This window comes from Sagittula salina, assembly GCF_017813235.1.
Lineage (GTDB): Bacteria > Pseudomonadota > Alphaproteobacteria > Rhodobacterales > Rhodobacteraceae > Sagittula > Sagittula salina.
Map to the genome: position 1 here is coordinate 63231 of NZ_JAGISH010000006.1, position 20945 is coordinate 84175.

Genomic DNA, 20945 nt, shown 5'->3' on the forward strand with positions numbered 1-20945 from the left:
GGGCAGGCCCCTAGCACGGCGCCCGCCCCCTGCCTACCCTCCCGGCCGCTCAACAGTTGGGGATCGCCTGCATCAGCCCGCGCTGGATCAATTCGGCGTGCGCCTCGTCAAGGCTGAGCCGCGCACGCTCGACCAGCGTGTCGATCTCCTCATGAGAGATCACCAGCGGCGGGGAGATGATCATGCGGTCGTAGACGTGGCGCATGATGAGGTTATTGGCAAAGCAACGCTCGCGCGTGATCAGCCCGGCAGTCCCGGCTTCGGCGGCAAAGCTTGCGCGCGACGGTTTGTCGGGTGTCAGCGCCAGGGATCCCATCAGGCCGATGATCTTCACCTCGCCCACCAGCGGGTGATCCGCGAGGCTCTCGAAGCGCTGTTTGAGGTAGGGTGCCACGTGGGTGCGGGCGCGGTCGACGATGCCTTCCTCGTCGAGCAGGCGCAGGTTCTCCAGCGCGACAGCGCAGGCGACCGGATGGCCGGAGTAGGTGTAGCCGTGGTTGAACTCGACGCCATCGATGACCCGTGCGACCTCGTCCGAGACGATAGAGGCCCCGATCGGCTGGTAGCCCGACGACAACCCCTTGGCCACGGTCATGATGTCGGGACGGACGTCCATCGTCTGGCAGCCGAACCACTGGCCGGTGCGGCCAAAACCTGTGATGACCTCGTCAGCGATCAGAAGGATGCCGTACTTGTCGACGATGCGCTGGATCTCGGGCCAGTAGGTCGCGGGTGGCACGATCACACCGCCGGCCCCCTGAAGCGGTTCCGCGATGAAGGCGGCGACCTTGTCGGCGCCGATCTCGAGGATCTTCTCCTCCAGCTGCTGCGCGCGCGCCAGCCCGAACTCCTCCGGCGTCATCTGTCCGCCTTCGAGGTACCAGTGCGGCTGGTCGATGTGGTGGATGCCGGGGATCGGCAGGCCACCCTGGGAATGAATGCTCTTCATCCCGCCCATGGAACCGGATCCCACGCCCGACCCGTGGTAACCGTTCCAGCGCGCGATGATGTGCGTGCGCTCCGGCTGGCCCTTCACATGCCAGTAGGCACGGACCATGCGCAGGTTGGTGTCGTTGGCCTCCGACCCGGAGTTGGCAAAAAAGACATGGTTCAGGTCGTCTGGCGCCAGCTCCGCCAGCCGCGCGGCAAGGTTGATCGCCGGCACGTGGGAGGTCTGGAAAAAGGTGTTGTAGAAGGGCAGTTCCCGCATCTGGCGGGCGGCGGCCTCGGCCAGTTCCTCACGGCCATAGCCGACGTTCACACACCACAGCCCCGCCATCGCATCAAGAATGCGGTTGCCGTCGCTGTCATTGAGCCAGACGCCCTCCGCCCGGGTGATGATGCGTGCTCCCTTTTCTCTCAGGGCGGCACCGTGGGTGAAAGGATGCATATGATGCGCGGCGTCCAGCGCCTGCAGTTCCGCGGTGGGGGAATTGGGGGTGAGGATGTTCATGGCGGACCTCCTTGGGGATCGGCGCCGACAATATGATCAAATTCAAAAGAGTCAATCGAATCGGCTGCACGCGGCCCCTCGCGTGCAGACCGCGGAAACGTGCCACCGGGTGATGCCAGCACACCAGATGCGGCCACGAAATCTTACCGCTCGGGCGCACCATGTCTACGCCCCTGCCAAGCCTCCAAATGAACGTGGCAGCCCCCTCAGCCCCCTTCAGACCGCCAACCTTACTTCTTTGGTTTCCAAATACCGCGGGAGCGCGAGGGCAGAGCCCTCGCCGCGCCGCAGGCGCGTGGCGCGGTCCGCGGGACCGCGCCGGTCGCGCGCGACAGCGCGCGAAACCGCCTTCTCACCCGGCCCTCTACGCAGGCCTCTACACAGGCCTTCGAATTGAAATGACACGGCCCAGAAATTTTACCGCGGGCGGCAGAACTACAGCGCATCCGCGATCATCTCCATGCCCTGCCGGACGTCACCGGCAACGGCCTCTGCCGCAGCGGCGGGATCGCCCGCCTCCAGCGCCGCCAGCACCTCCTTGTGCATGTCGCGCAGCGCGCGCGTTCCGACCTGGCCGCAAACCACCCGCAGCGAGGGGCCGAAACGCAGCCAGAGGCTTTCGGTCAGCGAGGTCAGCACCGGGGCCGAAGCCTGAGCGTTCAGCGCCGCGTGAAAGGCATGGTTCTCGCGCAAATAGGCCTCCACATCGCCGCGCGTTATACCCGCATCCAGCCGGGCGTCGATGGCCCGCAGATCGGCCACGGCCGCCGGCGTCACGCGCTGTGCGGCCCGCGCGGCCAGGCGGGGTTCTATGGCAAGGCGCGCTTCGGTCAGATCCTCCACGGCAGCGCGGTCCAGCACCGGTACGGCGATGCGGCGATTGCCGAGACTTTCCAGAGCGCCCTCCGCCGTGAGTCGCCGCAGCGCCTCCCGCACGGGGGTCATGCCCGCGTCCAGCCGCTCGACGATTCCCTGTATCGTGACCGCTTCCCCCGGGGCCAGCGCCCCGAAAAGCACCATCTCCCGCAACGCGCGGTAAACCTGTTCGTGCACCGGAGCCCCGGCGCCATCCCGCGTCCCTGCCTCAGTTTTCACCGATTGCCTCTCCTTTGCGCAGCTGGGCGACGTGGCTTCTTGCGCCTGTCACGACACCATGGAAACATCGCCCAAGTTGCCTCGGCTTGCAACTTATGATCAAAATCCTGGAAGCGTGGCCGGAGAGCCACGTTACCAACGGGAGACCTCACATGACCAAGATCTATCTGACCCTGACCGCCGCCACGGCGCTGATGGCCGGGATGGCCGCCGCCGACGAGGTGCGCGTCTACAACTGGTCCGACTACATCGACGAGGCGCTGCTGGAGAAATTCCAGCAGGAGACCGGGCTGACGCTGGTCTACGACGTCTTCGATTCCAACGAACTGCTGGAAACCAAGATGCTGGCCGGCGGGTCCGGCTACGATGTGGTGGTGCCGACCGGCACCTTCCTGCAGCGCCAGATCGCGGCGGGCGCCTTCCAGAAGCTCGACAAGGCGGCGCTGCCCAACATCGACAACATGTGGGACGTGATCGAGGAGCGCACCGCGAAGTACGACCCCGGCAACGAATACGCCATCAACTACATGTGGGGCACCACCGGCATCGGCGTGAACATCGGCAAGGTAAAGGAAGTGCTGGGCGAGGATGTGGCGCTGGACAGCTGGGACCTCGTCTTCAAGCCCGAGAACATGGAGAAGCTGGCCTCCTGCGGCGTGCATTTCCTCGACGCGCCCGCCGAGATGCTGCCCGCCGCGCTGAACTACATCGGCGAGGACCCGGACAGCCATGACCCGGAGGTGATCGCCAAAGCCGAGGCCATCTACAGCCCGATCGCGCCCTACATCCAGAAGTTCCACTCGTCCGAGTACATCAACGCGCTGGCAAACGGCGAGATCTGCGTGGCCGTGGGCTGGTCGGGCGACATCATCCAGGCACAGTCGCGTGCCGCAGAGGCCGACAACGGCGTGGAGATCGCCTACGTGATTCCCAAGGAAGGGGCACAGATGTGGTTCGACATGATGGCGATCCCGGTCGACGCACCGAACCCGGAGGGCGCGCACAAGTTCCTGAACTTCATCATGGACGCGCAGAACATGGCGGACGCCTCGAACTACGTCTATTATGCCAACGGCAACAAGGCCTCTCAGGCGCTGCTGAATAAGGACGTGATCGGCGACACCTCGATCTACCCGGACGAGGAAACCATGGCGAACACCTACACCACCACGCCCTACGAGCCGAAGGTGCAGCGTGTCGTCACCCGTCTCTGGACCAAGATCAAGTCGGGCACCTGACGGCGCAGACCGCTTGAATTGCAGGGGAAACCCTGATGCAGTCTGGCCCGCGTCCCCCGATGCGGGCCACCCTACTTTCGGAAAGAATTCCATGGCCCAGACCGTCTTCGCCCCCTGGAACGACCCAGAGGAAAAACCGCTCATCCAGTTTCGCAACGTGACGAAGCGGTTCGGCGACTTCACCGCCATCGACAGGCTGACGCAGGATATCTACGCGCGGGAATTCTTTGCCCTGCTGGGTCCCTCCGGCTGCGGCAAGACGACCCTGATGCGGATGCTGGCGGGATTCGAGCGGCCCACCGAAGGGCAGATCCTGCTGGGCGGACAGGACCTGTCGCAGATCCCGGCAAACCAGCGCAGCGTGAACATGATGTTCCAGAGCTACGCGCTGTTTCCGCATCTGACCGTCTGGGACAACATCGCCTTTGGCCTGAAGCGCGCGAAGAAGCCGAAAGCTGAGATCGAGGCCCGCGTGAAGGAGATGCTGCGCCTCACCCGGCTGGAGCAATTCGCCTCCCGCAAGCCGCACCAGATCTCCGGCGGTCAGCGGCAGCGGGTGGCGCTGGCACGCAGCCTCGCCCGCGCGCCAAAGCTGCTGCTGCTGGACGAGCCGCTGGGCGCGCTCGACAAGAAGTTGCGCGAAGAGACGCAGTTCGAACTGATGGACATTCAGGAGAAGACCGGCACCACCTTCATCATCGTGACCCACGATCAGGAAGAGGCGATGACGGTGGCCTCCCGCGTGGCCGTGATGGACCATGGGCGCATCGTTCAGGTCGACACCCCGGACCGGATCTACGAGGCGCCGAACTCGGTCTATGTCGCGGATTTCATCGGCGACGTGAACCTCTTCCACGGCGTGGCGAAGTCCCGCGCGGAGCGCGCGCCGGCGCCCGCAGCCCGACCGCTGCCCGAACCGGAGACCCCGGAGGCAGAGGACGCGCTGCGCGAAATGCAGGAAGAGGCCGCGCGCAAGCCGCAGCCCACTGCTCTTGGGATGGCGCTGCACGACAAGGTTCTGGCCCCCATCGTCGGCAAGTGGCTGGACCAGCAACCCAAGGCGCTGCCGATGCCCGATCCGGCCCCCGCCACCGGCGTGACCGAAGCGGCCGCCCCTGCTCCGGTCCGGACACCCGATGCACCCCAGGCGTCCGCCTCGACGCCCACCGCCGCCACGCAGCCGCCCGCGATCCCGCCTGGCGGGCTGGAGATCCACTGGCACGCGGGCCAGCCCCCCCTGGTGGCGTCGAACGGACCGGAAGCGCTCGCCGGACGCAACGTGGTTCTGTCTCTGCGGCCAGAGAAGATCTCGATCTCCAAGGAGCGGCCGACCGCCGCCAACGTCCTGCAGGGGAAGGTGATCGACATCGCGTACCTGGGCAATATCTCCACCTACTACGTGAAGCTCGCCGACGGCACGATGGTGAAGGCGCAGGCCGCCAACACCCGCCGGATCTCGCGGCGCGGCATCACGTGGGAGGACACGGTCTGGCTGTCGTTCACCGCCACGGCGGGCGTCGTGCTGGAGGATGACACGTGAGCACGGGAATCGTTTCGCGCGGGCAGAACACGGCCCTTGGCGCGGCGCTGATCGCCGTCGCCGTCTTTGGCGCGCTGGTGGCGGCGGCCCTCTGGCGCGGTGCCGCGCCAGGCGCATGGGCCGTGACTGGAAGCCTTGCGGGGCTGGCGGGTTTTCTCGCGCTCTGGACGCGGGCGGGCAGCGATCAACGGACCAGCTTCCTCGGGGCGACGGTGATCGGCCTGCCGTATGCGTGGCTGTTGGCGCTCTTCCTCGTGCCCTTCGCCATCGTGCTCAAAATTTCACTTTCCGACGTGGCGCTCGCCCGCCCGCCCTACATGCCGCAGTACGATCCCGCGCAGGGCTGGGCCGGGGTGGTCGATCTGGTGCGGGAACTGGATTTCGAGAACTTCGTCTTCCTGACCACGGATGACCTTTACTGGAAGGCTTATCTCAGTTCCTTCCGGATCGCCGCGATTGCCACGGCCTGCACGCTGCTGATCGGCTACCCCATCGCCTACGGCATGGCGCGCGCTCCAAAGGAATGGCAGGCGACGCTGCTGATGCTGGTGATCCTGCCCTTCTGGACCTCCTTCCTGATCCGCGTCTATTCGTTGATGGGGATTCTCGGCAACGAGGGCGTTCTGAACGGCGCCCTGATCCGGGCGGGACTGGTCTCCGAACCGATCCAGATCCTGAACACACAGATGGCGGTCTATATCGGCATCGTCTACACCTACCTGCCCTTCATGATCCTGCCGATCTATGCCGCGTTGGAAAAGATGGACGAAAGCCTGCTGGAAGCCGCCGAAGATCTCGGCTGTTCGCGGCTTCAGGCCTTCTGGCTGGTGACCTTCCCGCTGTCGCGCGGAGGGATCATTGCGGGCTGCTTCCTCGTCTTCATCCCGACCATGGGCGAATTCGTCATCCCCTCGCTGCTGGGCGGCGCCGGTACCCTGATGATCGGCAAGGTCCTCTGGGAGGAGTTCTTCAACAACCTCGCCTGGCCGCAGGCCTCGGCGGTGGCGGTGGTACTGCTGTTGATCCTGATCATCCCCATCGTGCTGTTCCAGCGCTCCGAGGAAAAGGCCCGGGAGGCAGGCAAATGACCATGACCCTTTTCCAGACCCCTTCTTCTTCTTCGTCCAAATACTCCCGGGGGAGTCTCCCGCAGGGAGACGGGGCCTGCGCCCCCATTCCCCTTGCTCGCAGGGGAATTCGGGAGGCCAGCGCATGAAACGGTTCTCCTGGTTCAACGCGACGGCGCTCAGCTTCGGATTTGCCTTCCTCTACATCCCGATGATCGTTCTGGTCGTCTATTCCTTCAACGAAAGCCGCCTCGTCACGGTCTGGGCGGGTTTCTCGACAAAGTGGTATGCGGAACTGTTCCGCGATCAGGCCTTCCTCGACGCCGCCTGGGTAACGCTGCGGGTGGCATTCTTCAGCTCCACCATCGCGACGGTGCTCGGGACCATGGCGGCCCATGCTATCGTGCGGGCCGGGCGGTTCCCCGGACGGACGCTTTTTTCCGGCATGATCTACGCGCCACTCGTCATGCCCGAGGTGATCACCGGCCTGTCGCTGCTGCTGCTTTTCATCGGGCTGGGCATCGACCGGGGTGTCCTGACGGTGGTGCTGGCGCATACCACCTTTGCCATGTGCTACGTCTCTGTCGTTGTCTCCTCGCGGCTGGCGACCTTCGATACCGCACTGGAGGAAGCGGCCCGCGACCTTGGCGCCACGCCGTTTCAGGCCTTCCGGCTGGTGACGCTCCCGATCATCGCGCCCGCCGTGATTTCCGGCTGGCTTCTGGCTTTCACCCTGTCACTGGATGACCTCGTGATCGCGTCCTTCACCACCGGGCCCGGGGCGACGACGCTCCCGATCAAGATTTTCTCGGCCGTGCGTCTTGGCGTCAGCCCGCAGATCAACGCGCTGTCGACGCTGCTGATCGTGGCGGTTTCCGTCGGCGTGATTACCGCCTCGCTGGTGACAAAACGCAACGCCGTCCGCCGCGCCCGCGAGGAACGCGCCGCCGACCAGCTGGCGTGAAGCGGCTTTATGAACCGGGGGCCTACGGTCCCGCCGCGCCTTGGTGGGCCGAGACCGTCACCCGACCCGATTGGCCTTCATTGGCTGAGGATATCACGGTTGAGGTGGCCGTTATCGGTGGCGGCTTCACCGGGCTGAACTGCGCACTGGCGCTGGCCGGAGCCGGTGTCGATGTCGCCGTCCTCGACGCCGAGCGCCCCGGCTGGGGCGCCTCCGGGCGCAACGGCGGATTCTGCTGCATTGGCGGCGCGATGGCGCCGGAAGGCAGCTTGCGACGGCGCTACGGCGCGGCGGCGCTGACCGAATGGCAGACGGCGCAGGGGGCGGCAATCGACCACGTGGCTGGCCTGCTCGACACCCATGGGATCGACGCGGACCGCCATTCCGAGGGCGAGACCGTTCTGGCACACACCCCCCGCGCGTTCCGCGCCCTGCGGGCGGAGGCGGCGGAAGCCGCCGCGACGTGGGGTGTGGCATCAGAGGTGCTGACGCGCGATGACCTTGCGGCGCAGGGGCTGGGCGGGCCGTGGCATGGCGGAATGACGCTGCGTCGGGGCTTTGCCCTGAACCCCGCGAAGTACCACGCCGGGCTGGCGCGGGTCGCGACGCGGGCGGGTGTTCGGGGCTATGGCCGCTCGCCGGTGGCGTCCCTCGACCGGAATGGCGACGGCTGGCGGTTGGGGATCAACGGTCACAGCGTCCGGGCCCGCCGGGTCGTGCTGGCGACCAACGGCTATTCCTCCGAAGACCTGCCCGACTGGCTGCGCGCGCGCACCCTGCCGGTGCAAAGCTCGGTCATCGTCACCCGCCCACTGACAGGGGCAGAGGCCGAGGCGGCGGGCTGGACCTCTGACCAGATGGCCTATGACACGCGGCGCCTGCTGCACTACTTCCGCAGGCTGCCGGATGGGCGGTTCCTGTTCGGAATGCGCGGCGGGCTGACCGCGCGGGCAGAAGAGCAGATCGCCGTCTCCCGCCGCATCCGAACGGATTTCCACGCCACATTCCCGGCGTGGCGGGGGGTGGAGATCACCCACGAATGGTCGGGGCTGGTCTGCTTTCTGGCCTCCGGCCACCCTTTCGCCGGGGCGGTGCCGGGGTGTGAGGGGCTTCATGCCGCATTGGGATTTCACGGCAACGGCGTTGCCATGGGCAGCTACCTCGGCCATTGCCTGGGCGAAGTCTTGGCGCACGGGCGATCCGGCGGGCCGATGCCGGCCTTTCTCGGGCAGGAACCCCGCCGCTTTCCTTTGGGCAGACACCGCCGCGCGCTCTTGCGCCCGGCCTACTGGCTGGCGGAAACCTTCGACCTGTGACGCCGGGGATGACCTGTCGAGACAGCGCGTTTGCCGGGCGGTTCGCTCCGCTTCCTGCATTCGGTGCCGATGACCATCTTCCGAACGGTCACCGGCACGCACCTCATCCCTGCGGCGTCATGTTCGACCGCGCCTGGCCGCGCCTCATCCCCAGCTGGCGTTCGCGCCAGATGATCACGACCCCGGCCAGGATCACGATGCCCGCGCCGATCAGCACCGCGCCGGTCGGCACTTCGTCAAAGAACGCGTAACCGAAGAGCACCGCAAAGAGGATGGAGGCATATTCGAAAGGCGCCAGAACCGCCGCCCCCGCGAAACGGTAGGAGGACGTCAGCAGGATCTGTGCCACCCCGCCGATCAGGCCGGAGGCGATCAACATCCCCGTCACGCCCCAGCCCGGCCAGGTCCAGCCAAAGGGCAGCGTCAGCAGCGAAAACAGTGTCGCTGTCAGCGAAAAATAGAAGACGATGGCAGAGGTCTCCTCCACCGCCACCATGCGCCGGATCTGGATCTGCGCCAGCGCGCGCATGACGGTGGAGATCATGATCAACCCCACCCCCAGCAGCGCCGCGTCGCTGAGGTCGTCAAAGGCCAGCCGCGGCCAGAGTACGATGGAGACACCCACCAGTCCCAATGCCACCGCCGACATGCGGAAAAGCCGCAACCGTTCGCCCAGCATCACCGCGGCCAGCACCACCGTCAGCATCGGCGCGGCGTAGCCCAGCACGGTGACCTCCGGTAGCGGCAGGAGGCCCAGCGCGGCAAAGTTACAGCCCATGGCGGTCACGCCCACCAGCCCGCGCCAGAGGTGCATCAAGGGCCGCTGCGCACGAAACCCGGTGGAAAGGTCGCCGCGCATCGCCAGCCATGCGACGATCACCGGCATCGCCAGAGCCGAGCGGAAGAACACCGCCTGTCCGGGGGGAACGTGGGCCGAAGCCGCCTTTACCAGGGAGGCCATGATGGTGAACAAGAATACCGAAGCCAGCTTCAGCGCTATGCCGCGCATCGGGGACATGGAGGGGGACCTTTCGCGTTGGCGCCACCGTGAACCGCTTCCGGCGAAAGGTCAATCGCCCTGCCCTGTCGCCCCAACTGCGGTTCGCCCTCCTGTCTGACCCCGCCAGTTTGCGGTCAGGATGTCTCCAGGCAATGCCGCCGGAACGCGCGTTTCAGCATGTCCAGTTCGGCGCGCAGCAGGTCGACCTCTGCGCGGATGTCGTCGCCCAGCGCCTCGCCCGCAATCAGGGAAAAGCTTTCCAGAACCTCCTGCGCTGCCGCGTCGACGATAAGAAAGGTCTGCACCCCGTCGCCCACGGCCTCTGGCGGGACGGGCACCCGCAGCAGCCAGTGCAATCCGGGGGCCTGCGTTTCGGGTGTCATCGCGGTCACGGTGACATCCGCCACCGGCTGGTCGTGCAGGGTCACCCGAATATCCGGCGGTGCGCCGCTGGACTGCGCGTGCAGGACGCCCTCCCAGGTACCATGCAAAAAGCGCGTCTTGGTCAGGCTGAAGGCGCTCATGGAAACTCTCCCCTCGGGTCTGGCAGGTCTTACAGCGCCGCGCGCTTGCGGCGGCTGAAGGTGACATCGCGCAGCACCACCTGGTTCATTTCCGGCCCCTCGAAGATAAGGTCGAGCCAGATCTTCTCCACCCGCTTTTCGTTCAGCTTGGTGTAGGCGAGATCGAATTCGACGTGGATCTCCTCCGTGTTCAGGGAGAGTTCGCGAACGATCTGTTCGGTGTTGGGGCCATGCTTGATGTTGAGGCGGGCAAAGATTTCCAGCGGTTTTTCCATCTCGACGATGGCGTCGATGCGGACAAGATGCTGGCGTCTGAGGCCAAGCGCCGCCTCCTCCGGCAGGTCGATGGCAAGCGACAGGTAGGAACCGTCGAACCGGAAGACATCGAGCCGCAAGCCATAAGCGGCAAGGTCCGCCTCGCGCGTGTTGCGGATCTGGCGAAGGGTCAGTTCGGAGTGCGCGCAGTCATGGAACAGCGCGACCTCGCCACCCAGTTTGGATTGGGTCGGAACCGAGGACAGGCCCGGCACCGGCAACGGCCCGCACCACAGTTCCGGCCGCCACGCCCAGTCGGCGTCCACCGGGCGCGGAAAGGCCTGATTGCCGATCGGCGGCAAAGCCAGCCGTTCCTCTGCGACGTGGATCAGCCGGTCCAGGTGGGTGCGCAGGCGGCGGGCACGGGATCGGGCTTCGCGCAGGGTGGAAAGATCCATCCGGTCGGCCGTCCTGGCCGCGCGCGACCAGCGCCGGAGACCGGCAAGGAACACCGCCCTGTCCATCCATCCCTGTCCCAAGCCTGCCGACATTGCCGCCTTTCCCTATGCGCCTCTCGGGCGGGTCGTCCCGATACAGGCCCAGAATTTACTGTCCGGAATGCTCGGCTTCGCAAACCAGTATTGCAACCCCGTCGCGTTGAATAAATCCGAAAGCATCATGCGCCCGCGTTTCCATCCCGGGCGGCCTGCGTCGACCGCCCGCGGGCTGCGCTGGCCTTGCTGATGCTGGCACGCACGCGGGCGAGCATCGCTGCGCCCTCCCGGCCGGTCAGCGCGTCACCTTTTGGCGCATAGAGGGCGAGGCCGATCATGCGCCCGCCTTCGACGAAGGCACCGCGCCAATAGCGGCTGTCGCCCTCCGGCAGGATGCTGTCCCCGCCGCGGCCCAGATGGGCGATCACGAGCCCGTCCTTCCGCCCGCCCGCCAACAGGGGCACACCAGCGGCCTTCGCCAGCGCGGCGGCCTCCGGCAGATCGGACTGCGATCCGCGCGGGCCCACGGTGACCGTGACCAGCGCAGGAGGCACCCAGGGACCAGCCTCCCCGCCCGAGAGGATCAGGCAGGAGGCAAGTACCGCCACATTGGCCTGCCGGTTCGTGGTCGCGGGGTCGATGCAGTAGCCTTCTGGTCCGGCCACAACCACCGCGCCACCTGCAAAGCTCAGGCTGGCGAGCGGTGCCCCGGTGCCGGAACCCGGCCCGGTACTGCAGGCGGCGAGCGTCAGAAGCCCGCAGAGGAACGCAAACCGGCGCATCCTTCAGCGCTCCGCGCCGTGGCGGGTACTGCCGAGGCGGGAGGACCGGTTCAACGGCACGACAGACAGTTTTCGCATGGCGGTCTCCTCCCCCTGTGGTCTCCAGAGTGAAGTAGCCTCTGCCCCGGCATCGGGCAAGCACCGTGGCCTCTTGGGCGACGCATGAACAGAGGGGGAGAAATGAGTATTTGATCCAAGTAGAAACTGACATCCGCGGTCCGCAACCTTCAGCTTCTTCTTGGTCCAAATTCTCCAAAGCGTCTCCGTCCGGCGCGGGCCGCCTGAGGGGAGGGGAGACGGGACGGCGGGCGGGGCGCCTTCCGGCGACAGCCGGAACAGCGCCGATCCACCGTCACCCGGCGCCGATCAGCGCGCCCGCGCCGAACACCAGTGCACCGCCCAGGACCACTTGAAACGCGGCGCGCCAGAAGGGCGTGTCCATGTATCGGTTCTGGATCCACGCAATGGCCCAGAGTTCGACAAAGACGACGACCATGGCGGTGATCGTGGCGGTCCAGAAGTGCGGAATCAGGTAGGGCAAGGCGTGGCCCAGACCGCCGACAGCCGTCATCACCCCCGCCGCGATGCCGCGCTTTACCGGCGACCCGCGCCCGGAAAGCTGGCCATCATCGGATGCAGCCTCTGTAAAGCCCATGGAGATACCGGCGCCGACCGAAGCCGCGAGCCCAACGAGAAAGGTGGTCCATGTGTTCTGCGTGGCAAAGGCCGTGGCAAATATCGGCGCAAGCGTCGAGACCGACCCGTCCATCAGACCGGCCAGCCCCGGCTGCACCCATGTCAGCAGGAACCGGCGCTTGGCCATGTCGTCCTCGGTCTCGCGGGCAGTATCGTCGAGGTGCGTTTCCTCCAGCCCTGACGCCGCCCTATGGTGGCCCGCCTCGGCGGCGGCGAGAAAGCCCAGAAGCTTGCGCGTGCCCGCGTCGGTCGTACGTTTTGCCGCGGCCAGGTAGAAACGTTCGGCGTCCTGCTCCATCGCCTCGGCCTCTGTTCGGATGCGGTCCAGCGACAGGTTCTGGATGAGCCAGACCGGTTTGCGCGCGTAAAAGCCCGCGACGTGTTCGCGGCGGATCAGGGGAATGACCTCTCCGAAGCGCTGCCGATGCAGGTCGATCAGCGACGCGCGGTGGCGGTCCTCTTCCTCGGCCATGCCGTCGAAGATCTTCGCCGTGTCGGGGTATTCGTTCCGCAGGCGTTCGGCGTAGCTGCGGTAGATGCGGGCGTCGTCCTCCTCGGAGGAGATCGCCAACGCCAACACCTCCTGTTCGCTCAGGTCATCGAATCCGCGCCGCTGCATCAGGAAACGCATGTGAGTTCACCCCGTTATTAGAACGATTCCAAGGTATCTTTCCGGCTGGCGCTTGCAAGTCAGGAATAGCCGGTGCGGCAAATCGGCCGCGTTGCCCCGCCTTGACAAAATGAACCATTCGGTTCACTTACCCAAACCGTACCGTTCAGTTCATTTCTCGGAGGAGAAGCCCGATGAAACGTCTCGCAACCGCTTTCGCCCTGTCCCTGCTGGCCGCCCCCGCCATGGCGAACGTCGGCCCGATCTTCCTGCCCGACCTGACTTTTCCGGCGCCGGTGACGCAACCGGACGTCGCGACCAGGGGTACGACCGATTGCCAGACATCGCAGGCCGCCCCCTGCCGGTGAGCGTGGCTTTCCTTGCTACGCCGGAACCGCGCGGTCTATAAATGCCCCGAGGCATAGGAGTGCGTGCATGACCGTCGGCAAGGCCGCGACAGCCCCGGAAGAACCCGCCAGGGACATTCGCAAGGGGCGCAAATACGACCAGGTGATCGCCGGTGCGCAGGAGGTTTTCCTGCGCGACGGCTTCGAAGGCGCCTCTGTCGACGATATCGCGCGGGAGGCGGGCGTTTCCAAGGCGACACTTTACAGCTACTTCCCCGACAAGCGGCTCTTGTTCATGGAGGTGGCATCCACCCAGTGCTGCCGGCAGGCGGACGAGGCGCTTCTGTCCGTCGACATGACGCGCCCGCCCGCCGAAGTGCTGCGCCAGGCGGCGCATCGCATCCTCGAATTCATCCTCTCCGACATGGCGCAGCGCATCTTCAAGGTCTGCGTGGCCGAGGCCGACCGCTTTCCCGAGCTTGGCCGCCAGTTCTACCAGAGCGGCCCGATGATCGCCAAGCGCGCGCTGACCAACTACCTCGAAGTTGCCCGTCAGCGCGGCGAGGTGGAGATCGACGACATGGCGCTGGCCGCCGACCAGTTTTCTGAACTGTGCAAGGCCGATCTCTGGGCTAAACTCATATTCGGGCTGCAGACGGAGTTCACGCTCGCGGAGCGCAGCCGGATTGTGGATGGCGCCGTCGAAACCTTCATGGCACGGTACGGCGCAAAGAAAGCCGATTGACCCGGGGCCCTCACCCCCGGGAGGGGAGTGACGACCGATGAAGACCGTATCCGAAAACCGCAGTTTTGGCGGGATGCAAGGCGTCTACAGCCACGAGAGCAGCGCCTGTTCCTGCGAGATGACCTTTGGCCTTTTCCTGCCGGAGGAGGCCCGCCATGTGCCGGTGCCGGTGCTTTGGTATCTGTCGGGGCTGACCTGCACCCACGACAACGCCATGACAAAGGCTGGCGCGCAGGCGTGGGCCGCGCAGGAGGGCATCGCGCTTGTCTTTCCCGATACTTCGCCGCGCGGCGAGGGTGTAGCCAACGACGATGCCTATGACCTGGGACAGGGTGCCGGGTTCTACGTCAACGCCACGCAGGCCCCCTGGGCGCCGCATTTCCGCATGTGGGACTACATCGCCGAGGAACTGCCCGCGCTGATTGGGTCCGAATTCGCCATCGACATGGACCGTCAGGCGATCACCGGGCATTCGATGGGCGGCCATGGCGCGCTGACGCTGGCGATGACGCTGAAGGACCGGTTTGTCTCTGCCTCGGCCTTTGCGCCCATCGCCAACCCGACGCAATCGGACTGGGGCACGAAGCAGCTGGGCGCCTACCTCGGTGACGATCGCGCCGCATGGCAAAAGCACGATTCCTCTCTTCTGATGATCGAGCATGGCTTTGACGGGCCGGTTCTGGTGGACCAGGGCACAAGCGACCAGTTCCTTGACCTGCTGAAGCCCGAAACACTGGCGGAGGCCATGGTGAAGCGGCGGCAAGACGGAGTATTCCGGATGCAGAAGGGCTACGATCACAGCTACTTCTTCATCTCCACTTTCATGGAGGAGCATGTCGCCTTCCACGCCGAGCATCTGTACGCCTGAGATGACAGTTCTCTACATCGACGCCGATGCCTGCCCCGTGAAGGAGGAGGCGGAGCGCGTCGCCACGCGGTTCAAGGCCCCGATGAAGCTGGTGTCCAACGGCGGTCTGCGCCCCTCGCGCAACCCGCTGGTGGAAATCGTGGTGGTGGAGGCCGGGCCGGATGTGGCCGACATGTGGATCGCGGACCGGGCCAGGCGGGGCGATGTCGTGGTGACAAGCGACATCCCCCTTGCGGCGAAATGCGTGGAGGCGGGCGCAGTGGTCTTGCGACCCGATGGCTCTGCGCTGACGCAGGCCAATATCGGCCAGCAGCTGGCCATGCGCGACCTGATGACCGACCTGCGCGCCGCCGATCCGTTCCGGCAGGGCGGCGGCAAAGGCTTCACAAAGGCGGATCGCAGCCGGTTCCTCGACGCGCTGGACCGGGCGATGCGGCAGGCCGGGAGGGAAACGTGATCGAGGCCGTCGTCTTCGACGTCGGGAACGTGCTGATCGAATGGCAGCCCGAGCGCTATTACGATGCCCGCGTGGGCGAGGCACGCAGGCGTGCGATGTTCGCGGAGGTTGACCTGCATGGCATGAACGACCTCGTCGACCGGGGGCATGATTTCCGCGAGACGATCCAGACATGGGCCGGGAAACATCCCGAATGGCAGGCCGAAATCGCGCTGTGGCATGACGACTGGCTGGAAATGGCCAAACCGGAGATCCCGCATTCGGTGCGTTTGCTGCGCGCGCTGAATGCGAAAGGCATGCGGACGCTCGCGCTGACAAATTTCGGCATCGGAACATGGGCCATTGCCACACCGGTTTATGACTTCCTCGGCGCGTTCTCGAAGGCCTATGTCTCCGGCCACATGGGTGTGGCGAAACCCGATCCGGAGATCTACCGGATGGTCGAGGCGAGCGAGGGCGTGTCGCCGGAGGCGCTGCTGTTCACCGATGACCGGGCCGAGAACATCGCCGCCGCAGAAGAGCGCGGCTGGCAGACGCATCTGTTCGAGGGGCCGGAGGGCTGGGCGGCACGGCTGGTCTCCGAGGGGCTGCTGTCGGCAGCCGAGGCGGCGTGAGCCTCTGGCCCTGGGCCGCAGGCGCCGCGCTGGTGGCCCTGCCCGCCCTGCGGGAGCTGCGCCGCGCGCCGCGCGGACGACGGCTGCGGGAAGAGGCGCCGGGAGACTTTGCCGCGCTGCCGGGCGGCCGCACGCATTACACCTGGCTCGGGCCAGAGCGCGGCCCGGTGGCGGTCTGCGTGCACGGGCTGACGACGCCGTCCTATGTCTGGCTGGGTCTCGCGCGGAAGCTGGTGGCGATGGGATTCCGGGTGCTGATCTACGACCTTCCCGGGCGCGGGTATTCCGACGCACCGCGCGGCTTGCAGACGCCGGGGATGTTCGCCACGCAGCTTGATGGGCTGCTGGCGCAGGAGGGTGTCGAAGGCGATATCACTCTGATCGGCTATTCCATGGGTGGCATGATCGCGGCGCTCTGGGCAGCGAAGAACGTGCACCGGCTACGTCAGCTGATCCTGCTGGCCCCCGCTGGCATGGGGATCACCCTGGACGCGAAGACCCGCTGGGCGCGGGACTGGCCGCTGGTGGGGGACTGGGTCTTTCACATGCTTTACCCCGGGGCCGCGGCGCGGGCGCTACGCGCGCAGGAGGCCGAGCCGTCCAGCGTCGAAGGCATCGTGGACCGCCAGCGTGCGGAAATGGGGCGGCGGGGTTACGTGCGTTCGGTGCTGTCCTCGCTCAGGGGCACGCTGCGGCGGTCGTCGGAGGCAGCGCAGCGCAATCTGTCAGCGGCCGGCGTGCCTGTGCTGGCGATCTGGGGCCGGGAGGACCCGGTTGTTCCGCTAAGCGCCATGGGCCAGTTGAGCCAGTGGAACCGCACCGTCCGTCAGGTGGTGGTGGACGGCGCGGGACACGGCCTGCCCTACACGCATACCGACTCGGTGGCGGCGGCGATCCGGGCGCATTGGATCGCGCCGGGGCCGTAAGGTTGCACCGGGGTATCGCGAGGCGACCGGCGCGTTTGACCCGCGCGCAACCCGCCCGTGCCGGGCGCGCTGGAGGCGCTGCCTCCAGACCTCCGCAGTATTTCTGAACCAAAGAAGCAGGGGGCCGCGCGCGGATCGTCAGGCCGGTTGGGGACCCGGCGGGTGAGGCGGGGTATCGCGGTGCTCCCTGACCGGCAAGTGCACAAGCGCGCTGAAGGCGCCGACACCGACGCCGAACCACCAGACAGCGGTGTAGTCACCGTAGGCGTCATACATGCGGCCGCCGAGCCAGACGCCGAGGAAGCCTCCGATCTGGTGGCTGAGGAAGACGATACCATAGAGCGTGCCCATATAGCGCAGCCCGTAGAGATGCGCGATGAGCCCGCTGGTCAGCGGTACCGTCGCAAGCCAGAGCGCCCCCATGACCGCCGAGAAGACCAGCACGGAAGTGGGCGTGATCGGAAGCAGGATGAAGGCGGCGGCGGCCACGGTTCGGCCAAGGTAAATGCCCGCAAGGAGGTACTTGCGGGTGAAGCGCTTGCCCAGCCAACCCGCCGTCAGAGTGCCGATGATGTTGAACAGTCCGATCAGCGAGATCGCCACTGCACCCAGCGCCGAGGTCGACCCGATCCCCATCGACGACAGTACGCCGCCTGCCACGATTGGCGAGCAAAGTTCCGTTACGAAGGCGGGGAAGTGGGCGGTGATGAAGGCAAGCTGGTAGCCGCAGGAGAAAAAGCCGAGGAAGATCAGCGTGAAGGACGGGTCGCGGAAGGCGCGGCCGAGGATGTCGCCCATGCTTTCCTGGAGTTCTGCACGGGAGGCAGCGGGGGCGCGCATCAGCGGCAGAGCTGCCAACATTGCGACGATGGCCACCGCGAAGGCGAAAAAGACGGCCTGCCACGACATGACGCCCAGGAGCGACTCTGCCAGCGGGGCGCCAAAGACCTGCCCCGCAGAGCCCGCCGCTGTGGCGATGGCCAGAGACATGGAGCGGTTTTCGTCGGACGACGCCCGGCCCACCACGGCGAGGATCACGCCAAAGCCTGTGCCCGCGATGCCGAAGCCCACGAGAACCTCCCAGGCCTGCATGGCAAAAGGCGTTTCTGACACGGCCGAGAGCACCAGACCGGCGGAATACATCATCGCGCCCAGGACGATGGCCATGCGGTCGCCGAGCTTTTCAGCGAAGGCGCCGAAGAGCGGCTGACCGATGCCCCAGGCGAGGTTCTGAATGGCGATGGCGAGCGAGAATTCCGCCCGTGCCCAGCCGAATTCCTCGGCGATGGGGATCTGGAAGACGCCAAAGCTTGCCCGGATGGCGAAGGAGATCATTATGATGAAGCAGCCGACCAGCAGGACCGGTGTCAAAAGCGGGGCGGGTTTGTCCATGGTATTCCTCCTGCGCGCGCGAACAGGTCTACGCCTTTGCCGCGACAGGTCAACCGTGCTGACGTGATCGCCGCCATAACGGGCCGTTGTGGACGGCGGCGCGCCGCCTCTACCCAAGCGGCGCGGGCCGGGCTAAGTCACGGGCATGGAGACTGTTCAGGATCACTACGAGGCGCGCGTCGCCTCTGGACGCATCAAGCCCGACGCGGCACAGCGGCAGGCACTGCCTGCCTTCGAGCGTATCCGCGCCGCATTGGCGGAGCCGGTGAAGCGCGGGCTTTTCCGGAAGGCACCGGAACCGCCGAAGGGACTGTATCTGTGGGGCGGCGTGGGGCGTGGCAAGTCGATGCTGATGGATCTGTTTGTCGACACGCTGACCGTCCCGGCACGGCGTGCGCATTTCCACGCCTTCATGCAGGAGATGCATGCCGAGATGCACCGCCTGCGCGGGCAAGGCGTCGAGGACCCAATCAGGCCGGTCGCCAAGGCGGTGGCGGACAGCGTGCGGGTGCTCGCCTTCGACGAGATGCAGATCTCCGACATAACCGACGCGATGATCGTCGGGCGGCTCTTTGAACATCTGTTTGCCGCGGGCACCGTGGTGGTCACGACCTCCAACAGGGTGCCGGGGGACCTGTACAAGGACGGACTGAACCGGCAGCTTTTCCTGCCCTTCATCCGTTTGATCGAGGAGAAACTGGAGGTGCGGGAGCTCGCCTCCGAGACGGATCACAGGCAGGACCGGCTGGGCGGGGCGCAGGTCTATTTCGCTCCCGCCGGGGCCGAGGCGCGGGCGAGGATCGACGCCATCTGGGAGGAGCTGACACACGGCACGGAGGAAAAGCTGACGCTCAGGGTGCAGGGGCGCGAGCTTGAGCTGCCGCGGTATCGGAATGCCATGGCGCGCGCGCCGTTCTACGACCTGTGCGGGCGGGCGCGGGGGCCCGCGGATTACCTTGTCCTGGCCGACGCCCTGCGGGTGCTGGTGCTGGAGGACATCCCCGCCCTGTCGCGGCACAACTTCAACGAAGCCAAGCGTTTCGTCACGCTGATCGACGCGCTTTATGAGGCGAAGGTCCGGCTGATCGCGTCAGCTGCGGCACTGCCGGAATCGCTTTACCTCGAAGGGCCGGGCAGTTTCGAGTTCGAGCGAACCGCCTCGCGCCTGCGGGAGATGATGGCGGCGGACTGGGGGCGATAGCACTTTGGCCGAGCGGGTGGCGGACAGGACAACAGGGCCCCGGAGGGCCCTGCTGACTTTCTGCCTGTCTGCTCGATCCAGGTTCTGCTTGGTGTTCTATTCGGGAAGGGTCAGCACCATACCGACGCGCAGTGCCGCAGGGTCGCGGACCACGTCCTCGTTGGCGTCGAGGATGCGCTGGTAGGCGGCGGTCGTGCCGTAGAATTCAAAGGCGATGACGGGCAGGCTGTCGCCAGGAACCACCGTGTAGGTCCGAGGCTCGGCCTGAGCAGTGGCGGCCCGCAGCGATGCGGGCGTTGCGGCGGCGACTGGGCCGGACAGCGCCCCCGACAGCGCCCCCGACAGCGCCCCCGACAGCGCCACGGCGTTCAGCGAGGGAGACAGACCCATTGGATCTGGGGTGGAGCGGCTGACCTGCTCCGACATGCTTTCGGCTTCGGACCCGGCAAAGCCCCAATGCAGCGCCAGCGTGCCACCGGTCAACCCCAGCGCGAGAAGGGCCATGCGGATCATGCGCCCGTTTCCTTTACCCATGCGGTAGTGGACGCAGCCTGTGCGGCCTCGCAACGCGAAGTCATGTGGAAAGTCCCCTAAGTCGGCCGCACCGCGGATTTGGCGCCGCGCGCGGTTGCCCACAACTATAGGCGAATCACGCCTGACGCGTCAACATATAGCTGAATGCCCTACCTGTATGGTTAGAGCGCAAATAGGCTTCTACGGATGGGAGTTGGATCTACGCTTATTTTCCCGGCAGGACCAGCATCTGGCCGGGGCGCAGATCGTCGGGGCGGGTCAGGATCGACTGGTTCGCAGCGAAAAGAGGGCCGGTCATGTTCACATCGCCATAAATGCGTTCCGCGATGGAGACAAGGCTGTCGCCATCCTGGACAACGTAAGCAGCGGACTGCCCGTCAGGCGCGGAGACGATAGCCAGCGACCGCTGAACGATGGTGTGCAGCAGGCTGCCGGGCTGGCCGGGGGTGGTTTCGCGGCCGGTGGCCCGGTTCAGACCAGAGAGCGCCTCCCACGTCATCCGACGCATGTCCTCGTCGCCGAGGGTCTGCACGGGCGGGGGCGCGGCGGGTGCCGGGGTGGTCGAGGGGACCCGACGACCGAAGCGCGGCTCGTCCGGGGCGATGCGCGCGATGTCCTCCGCAGGGACGGACGCGCGGGTCACCGCCTCTGTCAGGGCGGGCTGCGCGCGGCTGACTGCCGGAACCGGCGCCGCATGCGGCATGCGGCTGCGGCTTCCCGGCTGAACGATGAGCAACGTCACGGTGATGGCGACGAAGCCCAGCGCGAAGAGAACCATGCGGATCATTCCAGTCACCCTCCCCCGGGTCCTTAGTCACCGACCGTCA

The 20945-nt window shown here is 66.2% G+C and carries 22 protein-coding genes and 1 pseudogene; 13 read left to right on the forward strand and 10 right to left on the reverse strand.

Annotation, left to right across the window (positions count from 1 at the left end; translation table 11 throughout):
* Positions 1 to 49: 49 nt before the first annotated feature.
* Together J5474_RS11595 and J5474_RS11600 are read right to left on the reverse strand one after the other, a co-directional pair.
* Positions 50 to 1453, reverse strand: a complete 1404-nt coding sequence (locus J5474_RS11595; RefSeq protein ID WP_209361084.1) for an aspartate aminotransferase family protein — start codon at positions 1451 to 1453, stop codon at positions 50 to 52.
* A 435-nt stretch (positions 1454 to 1888) separates the two neighbouring features.
* The gene (locus tag J5474_RS11600; protein WP_209361085.1) at positions 1889 to 2548 is read right to left on the reverse strand and encodes a GntR family transcriptional regulator; all 660 of its coding nucleotides are present in this window, start codon (positions 2546 to 2548) and stop codon (positions 1889 to 1891) included.
* Positions 2549 to 2700: 152 nt separating this feature from the next.
* Between J5474_RS11600 and J5474_RS11605 the strand changes: the two genes are divergently transcribed.
* From J5474_RS11605 to J5474_RS11625, 6 genes and pseudogenes are all read left to right on the forward strand, one after another.
* A complete protein-coding gene (locus J5474_RS11605) occupies positions 2701 to 3786 on the forward strand; it encodes a polyamine ABC transporter substrate-binding protein (protein ID WP_209361086.1) in 1086 nt (361 codons plus the stop codon).
* 91 nt (positions 3787 to 3877) lie between these two features.
* Positions 3878 to 4646, forward strand: a pseudogene (locus J5474_RS23280) (ABC transporter ATP-binding protein); the annotation flags it as partial.
* A gap of 209 nt (positions 4647 to 4855) precedes the next feature.
* Positions 4856 to 5326 (forward strand): TOBE domain-containing protein, encoded by a 471-nt coding sequence (locus J5474_RS23285; RefSeq protein ID WP_425342886.1) that lies wholly within the window; start codon positions 4856 to 4858, stop codon positions 5324 to 5326.
* A gap of 212 nt (positions 5327 to 5538) precedes the next feature.
* Positions 5539 to 6414 carry an ABC transporter permease gene (locus tag J5474_RS11615; RefSeq protein WP_342454035.1) on the forward strand — a complete coding sequence of 292 codons (876 nt, stop codon included), beginning with the start codon at positions 5539 to 5541 and terminating at the stop codon, positions 6412 to 6414.
* A 124-nt stretch (positions 6415 to 6538) separates the two neighbouring features.
* Positions 6539 to 7357, forward strand: coding sequence for an ABC transporter permease (locus J5474_RS11620; RefSeq protein ID WP_209361088.1), 819 nt, complete (start codon positions 6539 to 6541; stop codon positions 7355 to 7357).
* Complete coding sequence (locus tag J5474_RS11625) at positions 7354 to 8673, forward strand: NAD(P)/FAD-dependent oxidoreductase (RefSeq protein WP_209361089.1); 1320 nt, start codon at positions 7354 to 7356, stop codon at positions 8671 to 8673. The genes J5474_RS11620 and J5474_RS11625 overlap by 4 nt, the downstream gene beginning before the upstream one ends.
* Positions 8674 to 8776: 103 nt before the next feature.
* On the opposite strand, the gene J5474_RS11630 is transcribed toward J5474_RS11625, so the two are convergent.
* From J5474_RS11630 to mbfA, 5 genes are all read right to left on the reverse strand, one after another.
* Positions 8777 to 9691, reverse strand: a complete 915-nt coding sequence (locus J5474_RS11630) for a DMT family transporter (RefSeq protein ID WP_209361090.1) — start codon at positions 9689 to 9691, stop codon at positions 8777 to 8779.
* 116 nt (positions 9692 to 9807) lie between these two features.
* The gene (locus J5474_RS11635) at positions 9808 to 10197 is read right to left on the reverse strand and encodes a hypothetical protein (protein ID WP_209361091.1); all 390 of its coding nucleotides are present in this window, start codon (positions 10195 to 10197) and stop codon (positions 9808 to 9810) included.
* A gap of 29 nt (positions 10198 to 10226) precedes the next feature.
* Positions 10227 to 10976, reverse strand: coding sequence for a DUF6478 family protein (locus J5474_RS11640; RefSeq protein WP_245216407.1), 750 nt, complete (start codon positions 10974 to 10976; stop codon positions 10227 to 10229).
* Between the two features lie 152 nt (positions 10977 to 11128).
* Positions 11129 to 11728, reverse strand: a complete 600-nt coding sequence (locus tag J5474_RS11645) for a dihydroxy-acid dehydratase (RefSeq protein WP_209361093.1) — start codon at positions 11726 to 11728, stop codon at positions 11129 to 11131.
* Positions 11729 to 12080: 352 nt separating this feature from the next.
* The gene (gene mbfA, locus J5474_RS11650; protein WP_209361094.1) at positions 12081 to 13055 is read right to left on the reverse strand and encodes an iron exporter MbfA; all 975 of its coding nucleotides are present in this window, start codon (positions 13053 to 13055) and stop codon (positions 12081 to 12083) included.
* Between the two features lie 173 nt (positions 13056 to 13228).
* Between mbfA and J5474_RS11655 the strand changes: the two genes are divergently transcribed.
* The 6 genes from J5474_RS11655 (at position 13229) to J5474_RS11680 (ending at position 16991) form a co-directional block, all read left to right on the forward strand.
* Positions 13229 to 13402 carry a hypothetical protein gene (locus tag J5474_RS11655; RefSeq protein ID WP_209361095.1) on the forward strand — a complete coding sequence of 58 codons (174 nt, stop codon included), beginning with the start codon at positions 13229 to 13231 and terminating at the stop codon, positions 13400 to 13402.
* A gap of 67 nt (positions 13403 to 13469) precedes the next feature.
* Positions 13470 to 14126, forward strand: coding sequence for a TetR/AcrR family transcriptional regulator (locus tag J5474_RS11660; protein WP_209361096.1), 657 nt, complete (start codon positions 13470 to 13472; stop codon positions 14124 to 14126).
* Between the two features lie 37 nt (positions 14127 to 14163).
* A complete protein-coding gene (gene fghA / locus J5474_RS11665) occupies positions 14164 to 14994 on the forward strand; it encodes an S-formylglutathione hydrolase (protein WP_209361097.1) in 831 nt (276 codons plus the stop codon).
* 1 nt (position 14995) lies between these two features.
* Complete coding sequence (locus J5474_RS11670; RefSeq protein ID WP_209361098.1) at positions 14996 to 15451, forward strand: YaiI/YqxD family protein; 456 nt, start codon at positions 14996 to 14998, stop codon at positions 15449 to 15451.
* Complete coding sequence (locus tag J5474_RS11675; RefSeq protein WP_209361099.1) at positions 15448 to 16065, forward strand: HAD family hydrolase; 618 nt, start codon at positions 15448 to 15450, stop codon at positions 16063 to 16065. Before J5474_RS11670 ends, J5474_RS11675 begins: the two co-directional genes overlap by 4 nt.
* A complete protein-coding gene (locus J5474_RS11680) occupies positions 16062 to 16991 on the forward strand; it encodes an alpha/beta fold hydrolase (RefSeq protein WP_209361100.1) in 930 nt (309 codons plus the stop codon). Before J5474_RS11675 ends, J5474_RS11680 begins: the two co-directional genes overlap by 4 nt.
* 138 nt (positions 16992 to 17129) lie before the next feature.
* Here the strand turns inward: J5474_RS11680 and J5474_RS11685 are convergent, their stop codons facing one another.
* Positions 17130 to 18383, reverse strand: a complete 1254-nt coding sequence (locus J5474_RS11685; RefSeq protein WP_209361101.1) for an MFS transporter — start codon at positions 18381 to 18383, stop codon at positions 17130 to 17132.
* A gap of 145 nt (positions 18384 to 18528) precedes the next feature.
* Between J5474_RS11685 and zapE the strand changes: the two genes are divergently transcribed.
* Positions 18529 to 19584, forward strand: a complete 1056-nt coding sequence (gene zapE / locus J5474_RS11690) for a cell division protein ZapE (RefSeq protein ID WP_209361102.1) — start codon at positions 18529 to 18531, stop codon at positions 19582 to 19584.
* Between the two features lie 96 nt (positions 19585 to 19680).
* Here the strand turns inward: zapE and J5474_RS11695 are convergent, their stop codons facing one another.
* Together J5474_RS11695 and J5474_RS11700 are read right to left on the reverse strand one after the other, a co-directional pair.
* The gene (locus tag J5474_RS11695) at positions 19681 to 20097 is read right to left on the reverse strand and encodes a LysM peptidoglycan-binding domain-containing protein (protein WP_209361103.1); all 417 of its coding nucleotides are present in this window, start codon (positions 20095 to 20097) and stop codon (positions 19681 to 19683) included.
* Positions 20098 to 20323: 226 nt separating this feature from the next.
* A complete protein-coding gene (locus J5474_RS11700) occupies positions 20324 to 20905 on the reverse strand; it encodes a LysM peptidoglycan-binding domain-containing protein (protein WP_209361104.1) in 582 nt (193 codons plus the stop codon).
* Positions 20906 to 20945: the final 40 nt, after the last annotated feature.

Coding starts and splice junctions, on each gene's coding strand:
- J5474_RS23285 (WP_425342886.1), top strand. CDS start 4,856: ATGCCCGATCCGGCCCCCGCCACCGGCGTGACCGAAGCGGCCGCCCCT.
- zapE (WP_209361102.1), top strand. CDS start 18,529: ATGGAGACTGTTCAGGATCACTACGAGGCGCGCGTCGCCTCTGGACGC.
- J5474_RS11595 (WP_209361084.1), bottom strand. CDS start 1,453: ATGAACATCCTCACCCCCAATTCCCCCACCGCGGAACTGCAGGCGCTG.
- J5474_RS11670 (WP_209361098.1), top strand. CDS start 14,996: ATGACAGTTCTCTACATCGACGCCGATGCCTGCCCCGTGAAGGAGGAG.
- J5474_RS11700 (WP_209361104.1), bottom strand. CDS start 20,905: ATGATCCGCATGGTTCTCTTCGCGCTGGGCTTCGTCGCCATCACCGTG.
- J5474_RS11695 (WP_209361103.1), bottom strand. CDS start 20,097: ATGATCCGCATGGCCCTTCTCGCGCTGGGGTTGACCGGTGGCACGCTG.
- J5474_RS11630 (WP_209361090.1), bottom strand. CDS start 9,691: ATGTCCCCGATGCGCGGCATAGCGCTGAAGCTGGCTTCGGTATTCTTG.
- J5474_RS11655 (WP_209361095.1), top strand. CDS start 13,229: ATGAAACGTCTCGCAACCGCTTTCGCCCTGTCCCTGCTGGCCGCCCCC.
- J5474_RS11640 (WP_245216407.1), bottom strand. CDS start 10,976: ATGGACAGGGCGGTGTTCCTTGCCGGTCTCCGGCGCTGGTCGCGCGCG.
- J5474_RS11645 (WP_209361093.1), bottom strand. CDS start 11,728: ATGCGCCGGTTTGCGTTCCTCTGCGGGCTTCTGACGCTCGCCGCCTGC.
- J5474_RS11605 (WP_209361086.1), top strand. CDS start 2,701: ATGACCAAGATCTATCTGACCCTGACCGCCGCCACGGCGCTGATGGCC.
- mbfA (WP_209361094.1), bottom strand. CDS start 13,055: ATGCGTTTCCTGATGCAGCGGCGCGGATTCGATGACCTGAGCGAACAG.
- J5474_RS11620 (WP_209361088.1), top strand. CDS start 6,539: ATGAAACGGTTCTCCTGGTTCAACGCGACGGCGCTCAGCTTCGGATTT.
- fghA (WP_209361097.1), top strand. CDS start 14,164: ATGAAGACCGTATCCGAAAACCGCAGTTTTGGCGGGATGCAAGGCGTC.
- J5474_RS11635 (WP_209361091.1), bottom strand. CDS start 10,197: ATGAGCGCCTTCAGCCTGACCAAGACGCGCTTTTTGCATGGTACCTGG.
- J5474_RS11685 (WP_209361101.1), bottom strand. CDS start 18,383: ATGGACAAACCCGCCCCGCTTTTGACACCGGTCCTGCTGGTCGGCTGC.
- J5474_RS11660 (WP_209361096.1), top strand. CDS start 13,470: ATGACCGTCGGCAAGGCCGCGACAGCCCCGGAAGAACCCGCCAGGGAC.